The sequence below is a fragment of the Streptomyces sp. NPDC021562 genome, assembly GCF_040640875.1.
Taxonomy (GTDB): Bacteria; Actinomycetota; Actinomycetes; order Streptomycetales; family Streptomycetaceae; genus Streptomyces.
Map to the genome: position 1 here is coordinate 108,626 of NZ_JBFACN010000017.1, position 19,428 is coordinate 128,053.

12 protein-coding genes and 2 pseudogenes are annotated in these 19,428 nt (G+C 69.9%); 8 read left to right on the forward strand and 6 right to left on the reverse strand.

Annotated features, from left to right (window positions below):
- Positions 1-83: 83 nt before the first annotated feature.
- The 5 genes and pseudogenes from AB0G52_RS26075 to AB0G52_RS26095 all read right to left on the reverse strand — a co-directional run.
- Positions 84-590: a DUF302 domain-containing protein gene (locus AB0G52_RS26075; protein ID WP_361339087.1), complete on the reverse strand. Its 507-nt coding sequence runs from the start codon at positions 588-590 to the stop codon at positions 84-86.
- A 650-nt stretch (positions 591-1,240) separates the two neighbouring features.
- A complete protein-coding gene (locus tag AB0G52_RS26080; protein ID WP_361339090.1) occupies positions 1,241-3,961 on the reverse strand; it encodes an AAA family ATPase in 2,721 nt (906 codons plus the stop codon).
- Positions 3,962-4,072: 111 nt separating this feature from the next.
- Positions 4,073-4,918: an alpha/beta hydrolase gene (locus tag AB0G52_RS26085; RefSeq protein ID WP_132892559.1), complete on the reverse strand. Its 846-nt coding sequence runs from the start codon at positions 4,916-4,918 to the stop codon at positions 4,073-4,075.
- Positions 4,919-5,186: 268 nt separating this feature from the next.
- Positions 5,187-5,303, reverse strand: a pseudogene (locus AB0G52_RS26090) (SsgA family sporulation/cell division regulator); the annotation flags it as partial.
- Between the two features lie 229 nt (positions 5,304-5,532).
- Positions 5,533-5,733, reverse strand: a pseudogene (locus tag AB0G52_RS26095) (WhiB family transcriptional regulator); the annotation flags it as partial.
- A gap of 741 nt (positions 5,734-6,474) precedes the next feature.
- Here AB0G52_RS26095 and AB0G52_RS26100 point away from each other — a divergent pair.
- From AB0G52_RS26100 to AB0G52_RS26110, 3 genes are all read left to right on the forward strand, one after another.
- On the forward strand, positions 6,475-9,276 hold the full coding sequence (locus AB0G52_RS26100; protein ID WP_361339093.1) for an AAA family ATPase: 2,802 nt from the start codon (positions 6,475-6,477) through the stop codon (positions 9,274-9,276).
- A 565-nt stretch (positions 9,277-9,841) separates the two neighbouring features.
- Complete coding sequence (locus AB0G52_RS26105; RefSeq protein ID WP_132892561.1) at positions 9,842-10,315, forward strand: DNA starvation/stationary phase protection protein; 474 nt, start codon at positions 9,842-9,844, stop codon at positions 10,313-10,315.
- Between the two features lie 50 nt (positions 10,316-10,365).
- On the forward strand, positions 10,366-10,614 hold the full coding sequence (locus AB0G52_RS26110; RefSeq protein WP_132892620.1) for a DUF2630 family protein: 249 nt from the start codon (positions 10,366-10,368) through the stop codon (positions 10,612-10,614).
- A gap of 149 nt (positions 10,615-10,763) precedes the next feature.
- Here AB0G52_RS26110 and AB0G52_RS26115 read toward each other — a convergent pair whose 3' ends face one another.
- A complete protein-coding gene (locus AB0G52_RS26115; RefSeq protein ID WP_132892563.1) occupies positions 10,764-12,152 on the reverse strand; it encodes an FAD-dependent oxidoreductase in 1,389 nt (462 codons plus the stop codon).
- Positions 12,153-12,603: 451 nt separating this feature from the next.
- Between AB0G52_RS26115 and AB0G52_RS26120 the strand changes: the two genes are divergently transcribed.
- From AB0G52_RS26120 to AB0G52_RS26140, 5 genes are all read left to right on the forward strand, one after another.
- A complete protein-coding gene (locus AB0G52_RS26120; RefSeq protein ID WP_361339098.1) occupies positions 12,604-14,613 on the forward strand; it encodes a BTAD domain-containing putative transcriptional regulator in 2,010 nt (669 codons plus the stop codon).
- Between the two features lie 525 nt (positions 14,614-15,138).
- Entirely contained in the window at positions 15,139-16,143 is a 1,005-nt protein-coding gene (locus AB0G52_RS26125; RefSeq protein WP_361339101.1) for a LysR substrate-binding domain-containing protein, read from the forward strand.
- A 444-nt stretch (positions 16,144-16,587) separates the two neighbouring features.
- Positions 16,588-17,430 carry an alpha/beta hydrolase gene (locus AB0G52_RS26130; RefSeq protein WP_132892568.1) on the forward strand — a complete coding sequence of 281 codons (843 nt, stop codon included), beginning with the start codon at positions 16,588-16,590 and terminating at the stop codon, positions 17,428-17,430.
- A 27-nt stretch (positions 17,431-17,457) separates the two neighbouring features.
- Positions 17,458-18,177 (forward strand): hypothetical protein, encoded by a 720-nt coding sequence (locus AB0G52_RS26135; protein ID WP_361339105.1) that lies wholly within the window; start codon positions 17,458-17,460, stop codon positions 18,175-18,177.
- A 184-nt stretch (positions 18,178-18,361) separates the two neighbouring features.
- A complete protein-coding gene (locus AB0G52_RS26140) occupies positions 18,362-19,384 on the forward strand; it encodes a zinc-binding alcohol dehydrogenase family protein (RefSeq protein ID WP_361339108.1) in 1,023 nt (340 codons plus the stop codon).
- Positions 19,385-19,428: the final 44 nt, after the last annotated feature.

The window sequence follows — 19,428 nt, forward strand, 5'->3', positions numbered from 1 at the left end:
ACAGATACGTGTGTCACGGCCGGCATCAGTGGACGTGTGCGAGGCGAAGTCCGAGGCCGGTGTTCCGCCGGCTCCGGGCCAAGTCAGCTCTGCAGCAGTTCGCGCGGTACGTCGGTACCGAGGAAGTCGAGGAGGGCGGCGACCTTCCGGTCGAGTTCGACACCGACCTCGGTCACCTCAGGGATACCGAGCCCGGCGAAGTGAGTACTGGGCTGGTCCACACTGAACCAGGCCGCTCCGGCCTCGTCCTGCCAGATCGCGGTGCGCAGCGGCGCGTAGAGCATGGTCCGCGGGTCGTGGCGGTACATGCGCTCGGCGATGGTGTGATTGCCCATCAGGTACCAGAAGCAGATCGCCCGGTCTCCGGCAGGGCGGAAGAGGAGGTGCGCCGCGTTCTTCTCGAAGATCATGAAACCGTGCGGGGCCGCCGAGTCGATGAGCCCGGTGATCTCCGACCAGGAGGCATCGCGGCGGATCAGGGACTCCAGCTCCTCCTCCGGAACCCGCGGTACGGCGGCCTCGTAGCTCTGCCGGAAGTCGGACACGGACGGCACGGCCACGTCCAGACGCCGCACGGGGAACGTACTCATTTCGCCTCCTGGCGGGTGCGCGGTGCAATCGGGATCGACCATAACGTCGCGGTCGTTGACGCGTGGCGCACACGTATCCAAACGGGCAGTCCGGTGAGCCGTTACTGCACCATCGGGCAAGCACCCCACAAACAATCCATAAGTGCCCCTCATCCTGGGGCAGTCCACCACTCGTCAGCGATCGTCGTGCGGAGGGGGCCGATATGTTCATGCGGAGGTTCATCGGGTCGACGTACCGGGCCGCCGTGCTCGCTCGTGCGACGGCGGACGCGGGCTCGATCTGCGCGGCGCTGCCGACGGTTCTCGGCCCCGGGCGTCACCGCTTCGATGTGGTGGTCGAGTGGAGCGACGGCACACTCGAATGGGCCGAGGGTGCCGCCGGCCCGGAGACGGTGGAAGAGCTGGCGGATGTGCGGGATCTGCTCGCGTCGGCGCTGTCGGGCAGGGGGGTCAGCTCCGCCGTTCTGGTGGGCCAGGAACGCCGCAGTCGCCACCCGGGTGTGCGGCTGGAGCGTGCGACACGGCTGGGTGGAAGCCCTGGACCCGCGCTCACTGAGTTCCGCGGTGACGCCCTGCCCGGGCGTACCCGTGGTCCCGACCACGGTGTCCCGCGCCCCCGCCCTGGTCCACGACCGCCGACGGCGCCGCCGTCACGTACCGTTGGCTTCGTCGAAGGCCTTCAGTGCGTCGCGCAGAGCGGCGCGGGAGGTGATGCCCAGCTTGGGGAACACCCGGTAGAGGTGCGCGCCTGCGGTGCGGGGCGAGATGTTGAGCTGCCGGCCGATCTCCTTGTTGGACAGCCCGCTCGCCGCGAGTTCCGCGATGCGACGCTCCTGTGCGCTCATCTTCACCCCGGTTCTGGCGTCCGCCACACCCACTCCCACGCCGGCCGCGCGCAGTTCGTCCCTAGCACGCTGCGCCCAGAGCGGAGCCTTCAGCTGCTGCTCGAACAGTTCAAGCGCCGCACTCAGCTGGACGCGCGCAGCCGTGTACTCCCGGCGCCGACGGAGCCACTCGCCGTACCAGAGCCGGATACGAGCGTATTCGTAGGTCCACAGGGAGGCGTCCGGCACCGCCAGGGCCGCCTCGTACAGCGGGCCCGCTTCGTCGTCGGGGGCGACGACCGCGACAGCCGCGGCGAGGATGACCGCGTGGTGCGGTGATATGGCGTCCAGACGCGCCTGCCGGCCCGCCTCGACGTGTGCGCGCGCCGCCGCCGTCCTGCCGGTGCGCAGCGCGGACTCCACGAGTTCCAGGAACACACGCGAGAAATGGGGGAAGTGCGAGGGCAGTTCTCCCGGTGGGGTCAACGCGGAGGCCAGCAGGTAGGCCTCCTCGAAGTCCCCCCGGCCGACCGCGGCGCGGGCCCAGGTCTCGTTCACCGTGGACATCAGCAGTTGCATGCGGCGCGGCTGGGCCCACGCGGTGATCGTGTCGCAGTGCCGGCGCAGGGCTTCCTCGTCCCCGCGGCCGGACGCGACCATGGCCAGTCCGTAGGTGAAGATGACGTGAATGAGGTTGTACTCGTGTTCAGTGGCGTCCGCGATGCCCTGGGACGCGATCGCCTGAATCCTGTCCCATTCACCCCGCATGAACGCCTCGTGGGCCCTGGCCACCAAGCCGAAGCGTAGGCTGTCGTACGCGCTGTGCCCGACGGCCTCCCGCCACACGCCGTCGTAGAACGTGAAGCAGTCGAGATACATGGCCGTGTAGATCAGCCAGTTGACGCGCCACAACGGCGTGTCGGGAGACAGCGCGGCCGTCGCCCTGTCCAGTCGCTCCCGCACGTCATGAGCGGTCCGCGCCGGGTCGGCGACGCAGTCGAAACACATGCGCGCGGACTCGGAGATCCGGTCGAGCGCGCGGTAGACGGCAGGCCACAGTTCCGCACGGCCTCCCCACACCGCCGCGTTGAGCAGGACGTAGAACGCGTCGTCGAACGCCTCCACGTCCTCCGGGGCGGTGCTTTCGTGTGCCGCTTCCATGGCCGGAGGAAGGATGCGGTAGACCGCGTCGATGTCTCCCTCCCGGTGGAACTGCACGTAGCCCGCGGCTGCCGCGCCCCGTAGTGATTCCGTGGTCTGGCCGGCCAGTTCCTGGGCGGTGCCCAGGAGACCGGCGATGCCGGCGGCGAACGCGGCCTGCTCCAGGCGGCGGGCGCGTTCGGTGGAGTCCTGGCTGAGTTCGACAGCCCGGCGGTACGCCGTGGCGGCCTCCGCGGCTCCGCCTCGGGTCATGGCCCGCTCCGCGGCGCGGGTGAGTTCGACGGCGACCGCCTCGTCCGGGTCGTCCGCGGCGTGGGCGAGGTGCAGGGCACGTCGCTCCGGCTCCGCCTTCAGGGCCTCGGCCAGCGCACGGTGCGCGGCTCTGCGACGGCCGACCGGGGACATGTGCACCACGCAGGATCGGACCAGGGGATGACGGAAGGTGACGTGCTCCTCGACGTGGTCGATACGGACCAGTCCAGTGCGCTCGCTCATGTCCAGCAGGCCGTCGTCCCACTCTTCGCCCGCTGCGCCGAAGGCCGTCCGGATGTCCCCCAGATTACCGGCACGCTCACCATCCAACGCTGTCAGCAACAGGACGAAACGTGGCACGGAGCCGAGCTGCCGGATGCGGTCGGCGAACACGCTCTCCAGCCGGCTGCTGAGCGGCAGGTTCGTCGGTAGGGCTTCGGCGCCGTCCCGCTGGGCGTCGGTGAGCTGGCTCGGCAGCTCCACCAGGGCGAGCGGGTTGCCTTCGGACTCGTCCAGCAGGCGCCGCCTGGTCGATTCGGCCAGCCCCGGGTGACTGCTGTCGAGCAGCACCAGCGCATCGGGGGCCGGCAGCGGACCGACGTCGAGCACCTGCAGACCCGTGGGATCGAGAAAGCCGTGCGCCCCGCTGCGCGCGGCCATGATGAAGGCTGCCCGGCAACTGCTGAGCCTGCGGGTGATGAAGGTCAGCACCTCGGCGCTGGAACGGTCGATCCAGTGCACGTCGTCCACCACCACGCACAGTGGCTGCCGCTTGGCCGCGGCCTGGAGGAGCGCCAGGGCCGCCGCCGAGATGGCGAAACGTCCCGGCGCCGAGCCCTCACGGATGGAGAGCGCCTGTTCCAGCACGCCACCCTGGAAGGCCGGCAGTCCCGCGAGGTGATCGAACAGCGGATGGAGAAGCTGGTGCAGCGCGGAGAACGCGAGTTCCTGCTCGCTCTCGACTCCGACGACCTGGAGCACACGCAGTCCGCCCGCCCGGGCACGGGCGGTCACTGCGTCCAGCAGCGCGGTCTTCCCTACCCCCGGGTCGCCCTGCAGCAGCAGCGCTGCTCCTTCGTTCTCCGCCTCGACCAGCAGAGCTTCCAGAGCATGCAACTCGGACGTACGGCCCACCAACGACAACGTTCCTCCCAAGCCGGAGGACGGTTGCCCCTGCCAGCACTCACATGGTGGCTGATGGCGGGCAGGTGCCGCATCTGTCGGTCGACTGGGTTCGGCCGGTTTTCAGCACCCTTCGGCCAGGAAGTCCAGCACTTCCCGCGCCACCTCGTCGTGGTGCTGGAACAGGAAGCCGTGACCGGAGTCGGGATACGTTTTCACCCGCGCGTCGGGGAGCAGGCCCGCGAGCAGACGGGACGCGCTGGGAGGTGTGACGAGGTCGTTGTCCCCGTGCACCACGAGCGCGGGTTGCCTGATTTCCGCGAGCCGTTCCAAGGCACCGTGATCCGGTACGCCCCACTCGGTCATCGCCTCGTACTGCGCCTGCCTGGCCGTTCGGCCGGCCGGCAGGTCCCGGCTACGCTCCCGCTCGATGTACCTCCCCAGAAACTCCAGCCCACTGCGCTGACTGGCCTCGGTGTGATTGAAGAAGGTGTACAAGTAGTCCTCCAGGCTCGGCTGGTCGACATCGGCGCGGGCGAAGATGTCGTCCGGCCAGCCGGAAATGGCCGGGCCACCGCGAGGGGCGGTGGCCGCCAGCACCAGGCGGCGAAAGGCGGCGGGGCGCAGCAGTGCCAGTTCCTGGGCCGTGTAGCCCCCCATCGAGAATCCCAGCAGGTCCGCCTTCGGCACTCCGACGGCGGTCATGAAAGCGAGGGTGTCCATCGCTGTCTCTGCAATGGTGCGGGGGGTGCGGCCGGTACTCAGGCCGACCCCGGCGTGGTCGAAGACGATGACATCGCGTTCCGCCGCCAGGGCGTTGATCAGGGCCGGGTCCCAGCTGTCCAGGGTGCCCCGGAAATGGTGGAGCATGAGCAGAGGCGGCTGTGCGCCGGAGGGACCGCAGCGTCGATAGGCGTATCTGACGCCGTTGGCGGCGTCGACGACGTGGTTCGGTGCATCGCTGTACATGTCGGATCCTTCGCCGGAGACTTGCTTCCCGCCCAGTGAGGAGCACTGCTGGCGTCGAGTGTGTCGGCGGGCCGGGGCCGGAGCATCGGACATATGACCATGGGCCCTCACCTGCAGGCATCGTCCTGCTGGGGGAAACCACATACGAACCAGAAGCGGAGATCCAGGATTCAGACGGGCGGCAGCAGGCTTCCGGCGAGGGTGGCCCAGTTGCATGCCCGTACGGGCCCTCCAGTCTCAGGTGGAGCAACGGTCTGTCGTGCGGCCCCGCGCTGGGCCACACCTTGCAGTCGCCCTCGCCGCTGAGCCGGTCGGTGCCGCCCCACAGCAGGTCCCGGCCGACCACCCAGATGACGCGCGTCTCCGCGGTCACGAAGAGGTCCATGCGCACCGCGAAGGGATCTCAACGCTGTAGCTGAATCTGCAGCCGATGCTGCGTGCTCTGGGGACACAGGCCGGAACTGAAAGGTCGTGACGAGTTCGAGGGTACCCGGACGGTTGCCGTGAGGGTGATCTGAAGGGTGCGCATGCTCAGTCATCTGGTCAGCGTCCTCGCTGTCGGTCTCGGGTTCTGTCGACGGCCGCCGGCCGGAGGCCAGGCGTCGAGGTGCTCCGCGGGCCGAGCGCTTCCTGACGGCCCGCCGTTTCTCCTCGTTGAGGCCGCCGCCTCCTCGTGGTGGTCGAGGGTCCAGTCCCGGCACGGCTGGATGACCGGGCATCGCAGGAAGACGGCCTTCGCCGCGTCGAGATGCCCGAGCGCCGGTCCTGGCTCGCCGGCACGGGAAGAGCAGCTCCGGATCCTCGAACCGGCACATCGGACAACGCCGCCAGGCCTGAACGGGCGGCGCCGAGGACGTCGCCCGGCCGAGAACGGAGAGGCACAGTGGCTCGGCGGCAGGCGGACGTGCCAGTGGGAGTGCCGGAGGGGTGGGGCAGAACCGTGTCCCGTCAGACGCTTTCATCCCTACCTCCGCACCGAGCCTGTGTCCGCACCAGCCTTTCGGACCCGCGCGTGTTCGCCATCCGTCGTGTGACTGACCTCTTGGGGGGAGCAACGGGTGAGGACACCGGGTGCCGGCGCACCAACCGGCGCCGGGAACTCGGGACCTGTGAGGCGCCTTGCGTTTCGGACGTCGGCGTGCCGCCTCCTGTGAGCACGGTCGGTCGACTGATGCAGCGCCGCGTGAGGGCTCCTGGCCTGAACAAAGCCGCGGCCAGTCACCGTCCGACGACCGCTCTTGAGCGCATCCGTGTGCCCCGTGGTTCCGTACGAGAGACCGAGGCAGGTCAGCAACGACAGGCCTGACAGACTCCTCTCCCGTCGCCCTGGCGGATCTTCCGGTGAAGCGTTCCGAGCCCGCGCACACCGTGGCGGTGGGCCCGCGCGGGTTGTGGAATGAATCTGGAATTCTTCCTCTTTCCCGCGGGAATTCTTGATTATCTCTGGAAATACGGCCTCCAGACCGCGTTCTGGACTTCCCATTGAAAAGAAGAAACCGGACCTCCAGCATTCCCGTGATAGCTTCCGATTAATTCCGAGGAGCCGGGGAGGAACAATGATCCGTGGAGGCGTGGAAGAGGACCCACTGAACGGGATCACCGGGCGTGAGCCTGAGATGTCGCGTGTCCTGCGAGGCCTTTTCCCTGAGCGGGCCGAAGAGGCGGGTGCCCTTCTCCTCGTAGGTGAGCCCGGCGCCGGCAAGACCACCCTGCTGCGCGCCGCGACGGCGGAAGCGGCCCGCCGCGGCACCAGTGTTCTCAGCTGCGCCGGCAGCCGGACAGAGCGCACGCTGGAATACGGCGCCCTGCACCAGTTGCTGAGGCCCACCCTGGATCACCTCCCCCGGCTGCCGGCTCCGCAGCGCGCGGCCCTCGACCGTGCCCTCGGCATGCAGCACGCGCCTGCCCGTGCCGGCAACACGGAAGGCGATGGCCACCGACTGCTCGTCGGACTCGCGTCCCTGAACCTGCTGCTGGCTTCGGCGAGCCACCGCCCTGTCACGCTCGTCATGGACGACGTGCAGTGGCTCGACGACTTCTCCCTGGAGACCGTACTGTTCGTTGCGCACCGCATAGCCGGCGAACCAGTGGGCCTGCTGGCCGCTCTACGCGGCGACAGCGCGTCCCCGCCCAAGTGGTCCGCTTTCGAGCCGGTGCCGGTCGGGCCCTTGTCGGGCGAAGCGGCTGGGCGCTTGCTGGACGCGCAGCCCGTGGTCCCGCGGGGCAGGGTGCGCGGGCAGATACTGCGGCTCGCGGCGGGTAATCCGTTGGCCCTGGTTGAGCTGGCGCGGGAGGCCGCAGAGCGGGGCTCTTCGAGGTGGGACCCAGCACTGGGGGCGGGATTTTCGCTGCCGGCCCGGTTGGAGCACGCCTTCGCGGAACGGTTGGACGGATTGCCGGAAGCGACCCGCCGGGTGCTCTTGTTCGCGGCGGCGGCGGACGGGCCGGACATGAGGGCGGCCTTGTCGGCGGCATCATCGGTGCCCGGCGGGGGCGCCGCGGCCTGGTCGGCCGCGGAGGACGCGGGACTGGTGCGTGTGGTGAGCGGGACGGTCGAGTTCCGGCATCCGCTGATGCGGTCCGTAGTGTACGGGACCGCATCGTTCGCGGAGCGTCGTGAGGTTCATCTGCGCTTGGCCGACGGGCTGGCGGGAGACCCCGACCGGCGGGCGTGGCATCTGGCCGCGGCGTCCCTGGCTCCGGACGAGTCGGTCGCGGGCGCGCTGGTGGAGACGGCGGGACGGGCACGCAGGCGTGGGGGCTATCGCGTGGCGGCCGCGGCGTTGGAGCGCGCGGCGCAGTTGAGCCAACCGGGATGGTCGCGGGCACGGCGATTGCTGGACGCGTGTGATCTCGCTGTGCATGCGGGTGAGCCGTGGTGGGTCGAGGCGCTGGCCGGCGAGGTGGCCTCGGCGACCGACGACACCGGGATGCTGGCCGAGGCGGCGTTGCGCAGAGGCTGGGCGCTGGTGGCGAGAGGCCGGCAGAAGGCCGCGCTCTCGCATCTGCTGCCACTGGCCGCCGACATGGCGGACGCCTCGCCGGTGACGGCGCTGGACGCGGTCAGTCACAGCGCGGTGGTGCTGTACTGCAGCGGTGACGAGACTTTCCGCCGACAGGCGCTGGGGTTGCTGACGCGTATCCCGGGCGATGTGGGCAGCGTGTACGAACAGGTGTGGGCACGCGCCTGCTGTGATCCCTTCGGTGACCGTCGCGGTGCGCTGGCAGCGCTGAGACACGCCGCGGCCGAGGCGGACGACGTGCCGGGACGGTTGAGCGTGCTGGGAAGCGCGGCGTGGATCCTGGACGAGACGGCGTTGGGGGTGCAACTGCTCAGTGCGGTGATGGAGCGTCTCCGGACGGCGCCGACCCCGGGCTCCAACGCCATGGTGGGACAGGCGCTGGCGTTGGCACAGTTCGATGCCGGTGCGTGGGACGCTGCGTGGGAGTCCGCCGAGGACGCACGGCGGATGGCACAGGAGAACGGACTGGAGGCGGCTGCGTGGGTGGCCGTGTACGTGAACGCGATGGTGCTGGCGTTGCGCGGGGCGGATGCCCGGGAGCTGATGGCGAAGGCCGTGCAGGGGCTGGACGTGTCGGAGAGCCGGGCGCTGCGCGTGCGTATGGCCTTGGTGCGTGCGGCGGTGGCGGCCGCCGAGGGTGATCACGCGGTGGAGTTCGAGTCGCTGCGCGGGTTGTTCACGGCGGGGCCCGATCCGCGACCGGTGCACTACCACTGCTCTCTGTACGGGGTGGGGGACCTGGCCGCAGCTGCCGTCCGGGTGGGGCGGCCGGAGGAGGCGGTCGCGGTGGTGGACGCGGTCGAGCGGTGGGTGGCCGAGGGCATGTCGCCCCGCCTGCGGCTGATCGTGGGACGGGCTCGGGCGTTGCTGTGCGAGGGGGAGGAAGCGGAAGGGCTGTTCCGTGCGGTCGTGGGGGATCCGGTGGGAGAGCAGTGGCCGTTCGAGCGGGCGGTGGTGTCGCTGGAGTTCGGCGAGTGGCTGCGCCGTAGGCGTCGGATGAGCGAGGCGCGAGCCGAACTCGCGCGGGCCTTGACGGTGTTCGAGCGGTTGAAAGCGAAGCCGTGGGTGGAGCGGACGGCGGGAGAACTGCGGGCCTGTGGGGTGCCCGTGCGGGACGTGGAGGGGAACCAGGGTTCGGTGGAGCGTCTGACTCCGCAGCAGTTGCAGATCGCGCGGCTGGCCGCAGCAGGGCTCACCAATCGGCAGATCGGCGAACGATTGCTGCTGTCCGCCCGTACCGTGGGCTTCCACCTGTACCAGGCGTTCCCCAAGCTGGGGGTCAGCAGCCGGACCCAGCTCCACGGCGCGCTCAGCCGCGCCGGGAAGCCGCAGTAGCGGACTCCGGAACAGCGTCCAACACCGGGACCATACCGGTGAGGCGCCCCGTCGACGAGCCCGGCGAGACGTCGTCGCGGTTGGTGAGCCGGGAGTGGCCGGAACCATACCCGGACCTGTTTACGACCGGGTCGGGGACGGGCCGGTGAGAATCAGCATCGTGGGTGAGGGCGAAGCAGGCCTGACTCGACCGTGCTAAGCAACCGGGAAAGCTGGGGCCGGAAGCGATCACCGCGCCAGCCGCGGAGTACGGGGGTCCCCTGCCCTCCGACGAGGCCGAGAAGATCTCGCGCGGCTGCAAGGAGCTGACTGAAGCAGACGTGGCCCAGATCAACAGCCTTCCGGCATGGACGGTCACGGGCCGCATGACCGACGGCTTCCGTCCGAGCCGGTAAGTCAAACAACGGATCACCCCGGACCGCGCAAACGGAAGGATCGGGGGTCGAGGGCGTCCCGCAACCCACGTCGAGCCTCCGTCAGGTGACACGTCGTCACCCGGTAGTCGTGGGGGTCCGACCGTCTGCCACGGCCGATGGGCTCGCCCGGAAAGGGATCAGACGTCATCATGACCATCATCACGAGTCCAATCGCCGAGCAGGACCGCGACCACACCGGTGCCGTGCTGCAGAGGACCCTGGTGGATCTGCTGGACCTGTCCCTGCTGGCCAAGCAGGCGCACTGGAACGTCTACGGCCCCCGCTTCCGGGCCGTCCACCAGCAGCTCGACGAAGTGGTGACCACGGCCCGGGACTACGCCGACCAGGTAGCCGAGAGGGCGGCCGCACTCGGAATCAGCCCGGACGGCCGTGCCGGCACCGTCGCGGACAGCAGCAGGCTGCCTGCCTTCCAGGCCGGCTGGATCGCCGACCGGAAGGTGGTGGAGGACATCGTGCAGGTATTCTCCACCCTCATCGGCCTCATGCGCACCCGCATCGAGGAGGCCGGACGGTCGGACGCCGTGACCCAGGACCTGCTCATCTCCTTGACGGCCGCGCTGGAGAAGCAGAGCTGGATGTTCCAGGCGGAGAACCGGGCCTGAAGCGAGACGTCCAGGCCGCCATACCCTCGATGAATCAGGAGACCACACCGATGGATACCGACCAGCGAATCCTGCACCGGATCACAGAGATGGCGGAAGAGGAACGCAGACTGCGGGACGCTCTCACCGCGGATGACGCGGACCACGCTGCGGATCGAGCCCGACTCGGCGCACTCGAAAGGGAGTTGGATCAGTGCTGGGACCTACTGCGGCAGCGGCGGGCCAGGGCCGAGTTCGGGGAAGACCCCGACGAGGCCCGTGTGCGGCCACAGTCCCAGGTGGAGAACTACCGGTCCTGACTGGCGAACAGCGCGACGAAGCCTCTGACGTGCACGGTTGTCCGGTATGCCGACAGCGACCGAAGAGTTTTCGGTCGCTGTCGGCGATGTGAGGCGGCGGCCATGGGGCAGCCGCCAGCAGGGCGCCGGACGGCGAGCGGCACGGTCTCTCATTCCACCCAGGAGGCGAACAGCGCGTTGAGCCCCTCCGCCATGGTCGGATGCGCGATCATCCCGTCCCGCAGGCGAGTGAACGGCATCTGGGCCCACATGGCCGTCTGCACCGCGGACAGCACCTCCGCCGATTCCGGGCCGAGCAGGGCCACACCCAGGATCTGCTCGCTGTCCCGGTCGACGACCGCCTTCCACAGACCCCGCGTGTCCCGCAATGTGCGTGCCCGCGGGATGGCCTTGACCGGCAGCTTCGCGACCCTGATGGAACGGCCCGTGGCGCGGGCCTGCTCCTCGGTGAGACCGACGCGGGCGAGTTCCGGATCGGTGAACAGGTTCCAGGGCACCAGCCGGCCGGCCGTACTGCGCCTACCGCCGTTGATGTTGGCCTTGACGATGCGGTAGTCGTCCAGCGACACGTGGGTGAACTGCGGGCTGCCGGCCACGTCGCCCACCGCCCAGGTGTGCGGGGCGTCGGTCGCCAGCCTGTCATCCACCCGTACGAACCCGCGGTCGTCGGTCCGCACCCCCGCCGCCTCCAGGTCGAGGTCGCGCGTGACAGGGTCCCGGCCGGTCGCCGCGAGGACGTCGTCGGCGGTCAGGGACCGCCCGTCCCCCAGCAACACCCGCACCGTCTGCCGCTCTCGGACCACTTCCTTCACCGTCACGCCGGTGATCAGTTCGACGCCGTCCTCCCTGAGGTATGCCGCAAGGGCCGTGGCGATGTCCCGGTCCTCGCTCCGCAGCAGGTGGAGGCCGCGTTCGAGGACCGTCACCCGACTGCCGAACGCGGCGAACATGTGAGCGAACTCCAGGCCGACATAGCCACCGCCGAGGACCACGAGCCTGTCCGGGATGCGGCGCAGGTCCATGATGCTCTCGCTGGTCAGCGGTTCCGCCTCGGCAAGCCCGGGAATCGCCGCGATGCGCGGCTCCGTCCCCGTGTTGATCACCACGTCGGTACCGCGTACGACACGGCGTCCTCCGTCGTTGAGGTCGATCTCAACCGTCCGCTCCGCCACGAAACGTGCCGTGCCCAGGACGAAGTCCATGCCGCTGTCCAGGAACTGCCGGTGGTTGAGCTCGACCATGTCGGAAACGACGCCCTCCTTGTGCGCACGCAGCAGCTCCAGGTCCACGTGCGGCGTTCCCAGCCGGAGCCCCAGCGACTCGGCCCTGCGGGCCCTGCGGGCGAGCCGGGCACTGGTCACCAGCGTCTTCGTGGGGATACAGGCGACATTGATGCAAGTGCCGCCGATCATGCCCCGCTCCACCATGACCACCCTGCCGCCGGCCCGCGCAGTGTCCATGGCCAGCGTCTTGCCGGCCTTGCCGCCACCCACCACCAGCAGGTCCACATCCTCCGCGATGTCATCCGTAACGCTCATTCCCTCTTCGTCCTCCTCGGCCTGAACCAGTGGCGGGGTGGGACAGCCGGCGCCTGGCGCACCGGCTCCCCGGTCAAGGTTCGCCGTTCTCACGGGCAGGCCCATCAGTCGAATGACCAGCCATCTCTCGGCACGATGCAAAAAACATTTCTTTCCTGGCCGTGGCGGCCTGCCGAACGACGAAGACCGAAGGCCGAGCGACCTGTGCGCCGGGCCGCCCGGGGCACAGGCAGCCGGGTCGTCACGGGTGTTCCGGCCGCCCCGACGGTGCGAAGTCGGGTGTCGTTCACCGCGGTGAGTCAACCGACTGATGCCCGTCGAGCGGCCCGGACCTACCTTTTCGGCGTGGCCGCCGGACGGGCACCACGTCGGTGGAGGGGTACGGCGGTGCACAGCGCGCGGCGGACCCGCTGCCGGATCGCCGTCCGGACAGTGAAAGGAGGACACCTCGATGCCCGTGGCACCGCGCCGGCACTCCGGCGAAGAACCGAAGCCGGTACAAGGGGTACGTTTCACGCTGCTGGGGCCCGTGCGGGCTTGGCGGGGCGAGGCGGAGCTCCCGCTCGGCCCGCGCCAGCAACGCCTGATCCTGGCCGCGCTGCTGGCGGGCGCGGGACAGCCCGTCCCGCTGACGGAACTCATCGGCCTGCTGTGGGACGGTGATCCACCGGTCAGCGCGGTGAACGCGGTCCACCGGTGTGTCGGTTCACTGCGGCGGCTTCTCGAACCGGGCCTGCCGATCAGGTCGTCGGGCCGGTGGCTGGTCGGGCAGGCGGGGAGCTACCTGCTGCGTGTGGACGCGGACGGTCTGGACCTGCTGAGGTTCCGCGACCTCGTCCGGCAGGCCCGCGTCACGGCCGCCACGGGCGACCTCCCGGCGGCCGTCGACACGTATCTGGAGGCACTGGGCCTCTGGCACGGCCATTGCGCGGAGGATCTGGGCGCTGTCGCCGCGGTGCACCCGGCCTTCGCCATGGTGGAACACGAATACGCTCCGGTCGTGTGCGAGGCGGCCACCGCGGCCCTGAGCTGCGGCCGGGCCGGCTCCGTCCTGCTGCCCGTACGACAGGCAGCCGACCGCTGCCCCCTCGACGAAGCGCTCCAGGCGTCCTTGCTGCTCGTACTGGCCGCGGACGGCAAGCAGGCGGAAGCGCTCCAGCTGTACCAGCGCGTCAGGGCCCGGTTGTCGGACGAACTCGGGGTCGATCCCGGGGCGGAGCTGCGGGCCGCTCACCAGAGCGTGCTGCGTGGCAGCCCGGCCGAGCCCCGGGTACCGGCGTCCGTCGGGTCCACAGCACCGCCCGCGGCACCCCTCTCGCGGTCCGGAACGCCGTGGATCGAGCCCGCCCAGCTGCCGCCGGATCTGCCCTCCTTCACCGGACGCGAGCGAGCCCTCGACCAGGCGCTGGACACCGCGTACCGGGTCGGCGACGGGCTGCGTGTGCTGGCCATCGACGGCATTCCCGGGGTCGGCAAGTCCGCGCTGGCGGTCCACTTCGCCCACCGCGTGGCAGCGGACTTCCCCGACGGGCAGCTCTACACGGATCTGGGCGCCTTCGCGGCACACGGTGACCCCGCCGATGCGGGTGAGGTGCTGCACGGTTTCCTTGAAGCCCTGGGCGTGGACCGGCACCGTATCCCCGCCTCGGTGGAGGCCAGATCGGCTCTCTTCCGCAGCGTCCTGTCCGGGCGTCGCGTACTCGTGGTGCTCGACAACGCGCTCGACGCGAACCAGGTACGGCCGCTGCTCCCCGGAACCCCCGAGTGCATGGTCGTGGTGACCAGCCGGAGCCGGCTGATCGGTCTGGCGACCGCGCACGGAGCACGGCTGCTCTCCCTGGACGTGCCCTCGGTGGCCGAGGCGACGGCGTGCTTTCTCCGACGTGTCGGCCCCGCGCGGACCGACGTCGGCGTGGCCGTCGTCGAGGAGATCGTGGCGCGCTGCGGCCGACTGCCTCTCGCTGTGGCCCTCGTGGCCGCCCGGGCGGCGAGCCGACCCGAGCAGCCGCTGACCCGGTTGGCCGCCGAACTGGCCGCAGCGCGAGGCAGCCTTGAAGGCTTCGACGAGGATGACAGCGCGAACACTCTGCGCGGTGTCTTCTCCTGGTCCCATCGGACGCTCGGTGCCGAGGCCAAGCGGGTCTTCCGTCTGCTGCCCCGACACCGGGCCTCTGACATCAGCACGGCCGCGCTGGCGAGTGCGGCCGGGATCTCGCAGGACGCGGCGGCCGCGGCTGCCGGGGAACTGGTGCGTGCCCGTCTGCTGGACGTCCGGGGACGTGACCGGTACGGCGCGCACGACCTGGTACTGGCCTACGCCGCCGAACTCGACTTTGCCGGGAGAGCAGACCGTTCGGCCACTCCGCGGCGCTCGTACGTGCACTCGCGTCGGTCCGCGCGGGCCGCGACGCGGCCACTGCCCGGCCGAGCCGACGCACACCTGGAGGAATGGGCCCTCTGAACGCGCCCCACGCGGCGCACGCCTGTCGGGTTCACCGCTGAGCGATGTGGATCACACCTGTCGGACGGTCCTGCACACCTGGTGCCCGGTGTGAGCACGAGGATCGATTGTCGTGTGGCGCTCTGTCGGCCGTACGACATGGCGGACGGCCGGAGACGGCTCACGCGCCCCCGCGGCTCGTCAGCACGGGCGACGAGCCGTGGGCGTCCGTGGGAAAGCGCCTGGCGTGAGCCGTCTCGCTGCCGGCCCGCGCCGCCTTCACGCGTTCAAGCTGGTACCGTCCAGGCGACCTTCGCCGTGGGGAGGAACCGCGGACTCACCCGCCGTGGCAGACTGCTCTGTCGTTTCCCGGCTGACACGACACCTATTGGATCAGAGCCTGACCGGCCGCGTCCAAGACGGATCCGTCATCGGACGATGCCGGTACGGCATACCTCCCCGGCACTCCGGACCTCCCGCGGCGACACCAGGCACGTCGGTCGCCGAGCCCGTGGCCCCCGTCTGAAAGGGCAGCCCACTGTGAACATGTATGAGGCGGACACGTTCCCGACCTCCACTGAGCCGGACATCGACCCGAGGCTGCTACGCGCCTTTCTCGCCGTGGCCCGAGAAGGGCACTTCGGGCATGCCGCCGCCGGCCTGGGCATCGCCCAGCCCGCGCTCAGCCGGCAGGTGCGCCAGCTGGAACGTCTTCTGGGAGCCGACCTGCTCGTCCGCACACCGCGGGGTGCCGAACTCACCGAGGCCGGAAGGACGGTGGTACCGGAGGCGGAGCGCGCTCTGGCGCACAACCGGCGCCTCGTACGGGCCGCCCGGTCCGTGGCCGAGGCCGGAACCGGTGTCCTGACGGTCTCGGCCCCGATGCCCAGCCCACCGGGCGGACTGCTCGCCGAAGCGGTACGCCGTCTGTGGTCCGGCCGCGCGCGCTCGCGCGTGTCGGTCGTGGAGCTACGGGACGGACAGCAGGCGGCCGCTCTCGCCGACGGGCGCATCGACGCCGTCCTCACCTGGGATCCTCCGGTGACGGACGGACTGGCCATCGAAGTCCTGGTAGAGGAGCGCACCTACGCGCTCCTGAGCCAGGGGCATCCTCGTGCCGGAGCGGAGTTGATGTCGCTCGCAGCACTGGGAGCGCAGCCCGTTCTCTTTCCCGTGCGCGAACGCAGTCACTGCTGGGCGCAGTTGGACGCAGCGGCAGCGGCTGAGGGGGTGGGCATCACTCCGGTGCCCACGGCGCCCTCGGCGGTGGCCGACCTGGTGGCGGCCGGCCTCGGTGTCTCCGCCGTACCAGGATCGTTTCGGTTCGCCGGGTATCCGGGCGTGACGTTCGTGCCGCTCGAGAGTCTCTCCGGCACGATGAGCGTGGTCTGGCGGCGCGACGACGACTCCCGTGCCGTGGCCGGCTTCGTGGCAGCCTGTCGCAACGCCGCCCGGTCCCTGGCCACCGCGCACGGAGACATCTGGCGGCTCCCGGAAGCGAGCAGCCCCCGTGTCCCGCGGGACGGCACGGAACCGGCCCCCGTCGCGTGACACGCTCACCGCAGCGTGCCCGGACCACCGAGCGACCGCCCACCGCGGAGAGGGCCACCCTCGGTACGTCCGCCCTGTGAGCGGTCCTCGGGGCGTCCTCCCCGGCGAGCGTGAACGCCCGCGTGCCGACTCCGACTTGTCCCCCGGGACCGCCGCACACCGCCGGTCCCCGGCTGCCGCTGCCGGCGCAGCCAGCTACGCCCCCGTACCCGCGTCTGCACCACACCCTGCCCGGCCGGGTCGACCCGCACTCTCCGTCAAGACCCTCACCACAAAGTTTCCACTCCCCGCTCTGCATGCTGTTCAGGAGGCAGCGCGTGGCCCGCAACGACCGGACCACCGACCGCCGCCGGCACAGGCCGTTCTGGAACGGCCGGCGAGCCCACGGAAAGCCGCTCGGCTTCACATCTCTCAGGATTCCGATCCCGTTCCGCAGGGAGAAACATGTCCGCTGTCACCCACCACACCGCCCCAACGCAATTCGTAGCGGCCGACGGTGTCCGCTACGCCTATCGCCGGCTCGGCTCCGGTGGCGAGGTCCCCCTCGTCATGCTCCAGCACTTCACCGGCAACCTCGACAACTGGGACCCCGCCCTCGTCGACGCTCTCGCCGCCGAACGCGAGGTCATCCTGGTCGACTACCCGGGCGTCGCCTCCTCCACCGGTGCCTTCGCCACCACCATCACGCAGATGGCCCAGCAGATCATCACCTTCACCGCCGCCCTCGGCCTGGACCGGATCGACCTGCTCGGCTTCTCCATCGGCGGCTTCGCCGCCCAGGACATCGCACTGATCAGGCCCCGCCTGGTCCGCCGCCTCGTCCTCGCCGGCACCGGCCCCAAGGGCGCCCCCGGCATGCACGGCTGGCGCAAGGACATCGAGACGCACGCCCGCGCCGAGGTGCCCACCGGCGAGGACCTGCTGTACATCTTCTTCGCCCACACCGAGACCAGCCAGGCGAAGGGTGTGGAATTCCTCGGCCGGTTCATGGCCCGCACCGAGGGCCGGGACGTGCCCAGCAGCCTCGCCTCACGTGACGCCCAGTACGACGCCGTACTGGAGTGGGGCATCCCCGACCATTCCGCACTGCAGCGCCTCACCGGCATCCAGTGCCCCACGCTCATCATCCAGGGCGACGACGACCTGATGATCCCCACCAAGAACAGCTACCTGATGGCCGGCCTGATCCCGGACGCGCAGATCCGGATCTACCCCGACGCCGCCCACGCCTCGCTGTTCCAGTACCCCACCGATGCCGCCAAGGACGTCAACGCCTTCCTCGGCTGATCCCTGCCACACCATCAGGAGAACACCATGTCCGACCTCCTCAGCACCATCTTCGACGCCTACGGCGGACGCACCCGCTGGGAAGAAGCCACCCGGATCACCGCCCGGCAGTTCTTCGGCGGCGCCCTGTGGGGCATGAAGGGCCACCCCGGCGCCCTCAACGACGTCGACGTCACCGTCGACCTGCGCCGCGAGTACGTCACCCAGAAGCCGTTCTTCCACCCCGACCACCACACGGCGTTCTCCGCCGACCGCGTGGCGGTGGAGGACTCCGACGGCAACGTGATCGAGGAACTGACCGATCCGCGCGCCTCCTTCGCCGGCCACGACCTGATGACGCCGTGGACCAGGCTCCAGCTCGCCTACTTCTCCGGCAGCGCCATGTGGACGTACCTCGCCGAACCGCTCTCGCTGACCTATCCCGGCGTGCGGACGGAAGAGATCGATCCGTGGACCGAGGACGGGGAGAAGTTCCGGCGCCTGCACATCACCTTCCCCGACAGCATCGCCACCCTCAGCACCGAACAGACTGTCTACGTCGACTCGCAGGGTCTGATCCGCCGACGCGACTACAGCGTGGAGATCGCGGGCAACACTCCCGCCGCGCACTACATCTCCGGCCACCAGGAAGTATCCGGCCTGGTCATCCCCACCACGCGGATGATCTACAGCCGCGACGAGAACGGCCACAAGATCCCCGAGCCGCTCGTCGTCTCCGTCCGCCTCGAAAACGTCGCAGTCTCCTGACGCGCCCGGGGTATCCGCGCCGCGGTGGGCCCGGTCGAGACCGGCGCCATCGCGGCGGCCCCGGTGGACGGCGGCGCGACCCGGTATCGAGCCGGAAGCCGGGGCCGTCCGCGTATCCGCCTGCCACTGCTCGAACGAAACCTCGTTCTCACCCCTGACCCACCTGCCAGGAGAACCCTGCGACATGACCACCACCATGCGCGCCGTCGCCTACCGCGCGTCCCTGCCGGTGACCGACGACGAGTGCCTCCTCGACGTCAAACTGCCCGTGCCCGAACCCGGCCCCCGGGACCTTCTCGTCCAGGTCGAGGCCATCGCCGTCAATCCGGTCGACTACAAGATCCGGAAGAACCAGGATCCGAAGGGCCGTGAGCGGGTACTGGGCTGGGACGCCGCCGGCACGGTCGTCGCCACCGGTTCCCAAGTGGAGAACTTCAAGCCTGGCGACGAAGTGTTCTACGCCGGGGCCCTGGACCGGCCGGGCGCCAACTCCGAGTACCACACCGTCGACGAGCGCATCGTCGCACTGAAACCGACCACGCTGACGTTCACCGAGGCGGCGTCGCTGCCGCTGACCTCGCTCACCGCGTGGGAAGGCCTGTTCGAGCGGCTCGGGCTGCACCACGATCTGATCGACGAGACGGGCTCGCTCCTGGTGACGGCGGCCGCCGGCGGTGTCGGAGCCGTGGTCAGCCAGCTGGCCCACGCGCTCACCGACCTGACGGTGATCGGGACGGCGTCCCGCCCGGAGACGGTCGACTTCGCCCGCCGGATGGGCGCTCACCACATCGTGGACCACCACCAGGCGTTGCTGCCGCAGCTCGCGGAGGTGGCCCCGAACGGCATCGACCATGTCTTCAGTACCGCAGGGACCGACCGTAACCTGGCCGCCTACGCCGAGGCCCTCAACCCGTTCGGGCAGATCGTAGCGATCGACGACTTCGAGGCCCTGCGCATCGGCCTGCTGAAGCCGAAGAGCATCGGCTTCCACTGGGAGTTCATGTTCACCCGCTCTCTGTTCCGGACCGCGGACATGGACCGGCAGGGCAAGATCCTCACCCAAGTGGCCCGCCTCGTGGACGCCGGCATCATGGTCAGCACCGCGACCAAGGATCTGGGCCCCGTCAACGCGGCGAATCTGCGGGAGGCCCACAGCATCATGGAGTCGGGCACCGCCATCGGCAAGATCACCCTCACCGGCTTCTGAAACGCCCCGAAGTCTTACGAGGCTGCCCGCGACCTGTGCCGTCG

Coding starts and splice junctions, on each gene's coding strand:
- AB0G52_RS26075 (WP_361339087.1), bottom strand. CDS start 590: ATGAGTACGTTCCCCGTGCGGCGTCTGGACGTGGCCGTGCCGTCCGTG.
- AB0G52_RS26115 (WP_132892563.1), bottom strand. CDS start 12,152: ATGAGCGTTACGGATGACATCGCGGAGGATGTGGACCTGCTGGTGGTG.
- AB0G52_RS26110 (WP_132892620.1), top strand. CDS start 10,366: ATGGATACCGACCAGCGAATCCTGCACCGGATCACAGAGATGGCGGAA.
- AB0G52_RS26125 (WP_361339101.1), top strand. CDS start 15,139: ATGTATGAGGCGGACACGTTCCCGACCTCCACTGAGCCGGACATCGAC.
- AB0G52_RS26120 (WP_361339098.1), top strand. CDS start 12,604: ATGCCCGTGGCACCGCGCCGGCACTCCGGCGAAGAACCGAAGCCGGTA.
- AB0G52_RS26105 (WP_132892561.1), top strand. CDS start 9,842: ATGACCATCATCACGAGTCCAATCGCCGAGCAGGACCGCGACCACACC.
- AB0G52_RS26140 (WP_361339108.1), top strand. CDS start 18,362: ATGACCACCACCATGCGCGCCGTCGCCTACCGCGCGTCCCTGCCGGTG.
- AB0G52_RS26100 (WP_361339093.1), top strand. CDS start 6,475: ATGATCCGTGGAGGCGTGGAAGAGGACCCACTGAACGGGATCACCGGG.
- AB0G52_RS26085 (WP_132892559.1), bottom strand. CDS start 4,918: ATGTACAGCGATGCACCGAACCACGTCGTCGACGCCGCCAACGGCGTC.
- AB0G52_RS26135 (WP_361339105.1), top strand. CDS start 17,458: ATGTCCGACCTCCTCAGCACCATCTTCGACGCCTACGGCGGACGCACC.
- AB0G52_RS26130 (WP_132892568.1), top strand. CDS start 16,588: ATGTCCGCTGTCACCCACCACACCGCCCCAACGCAATTCGTAGCGGCC.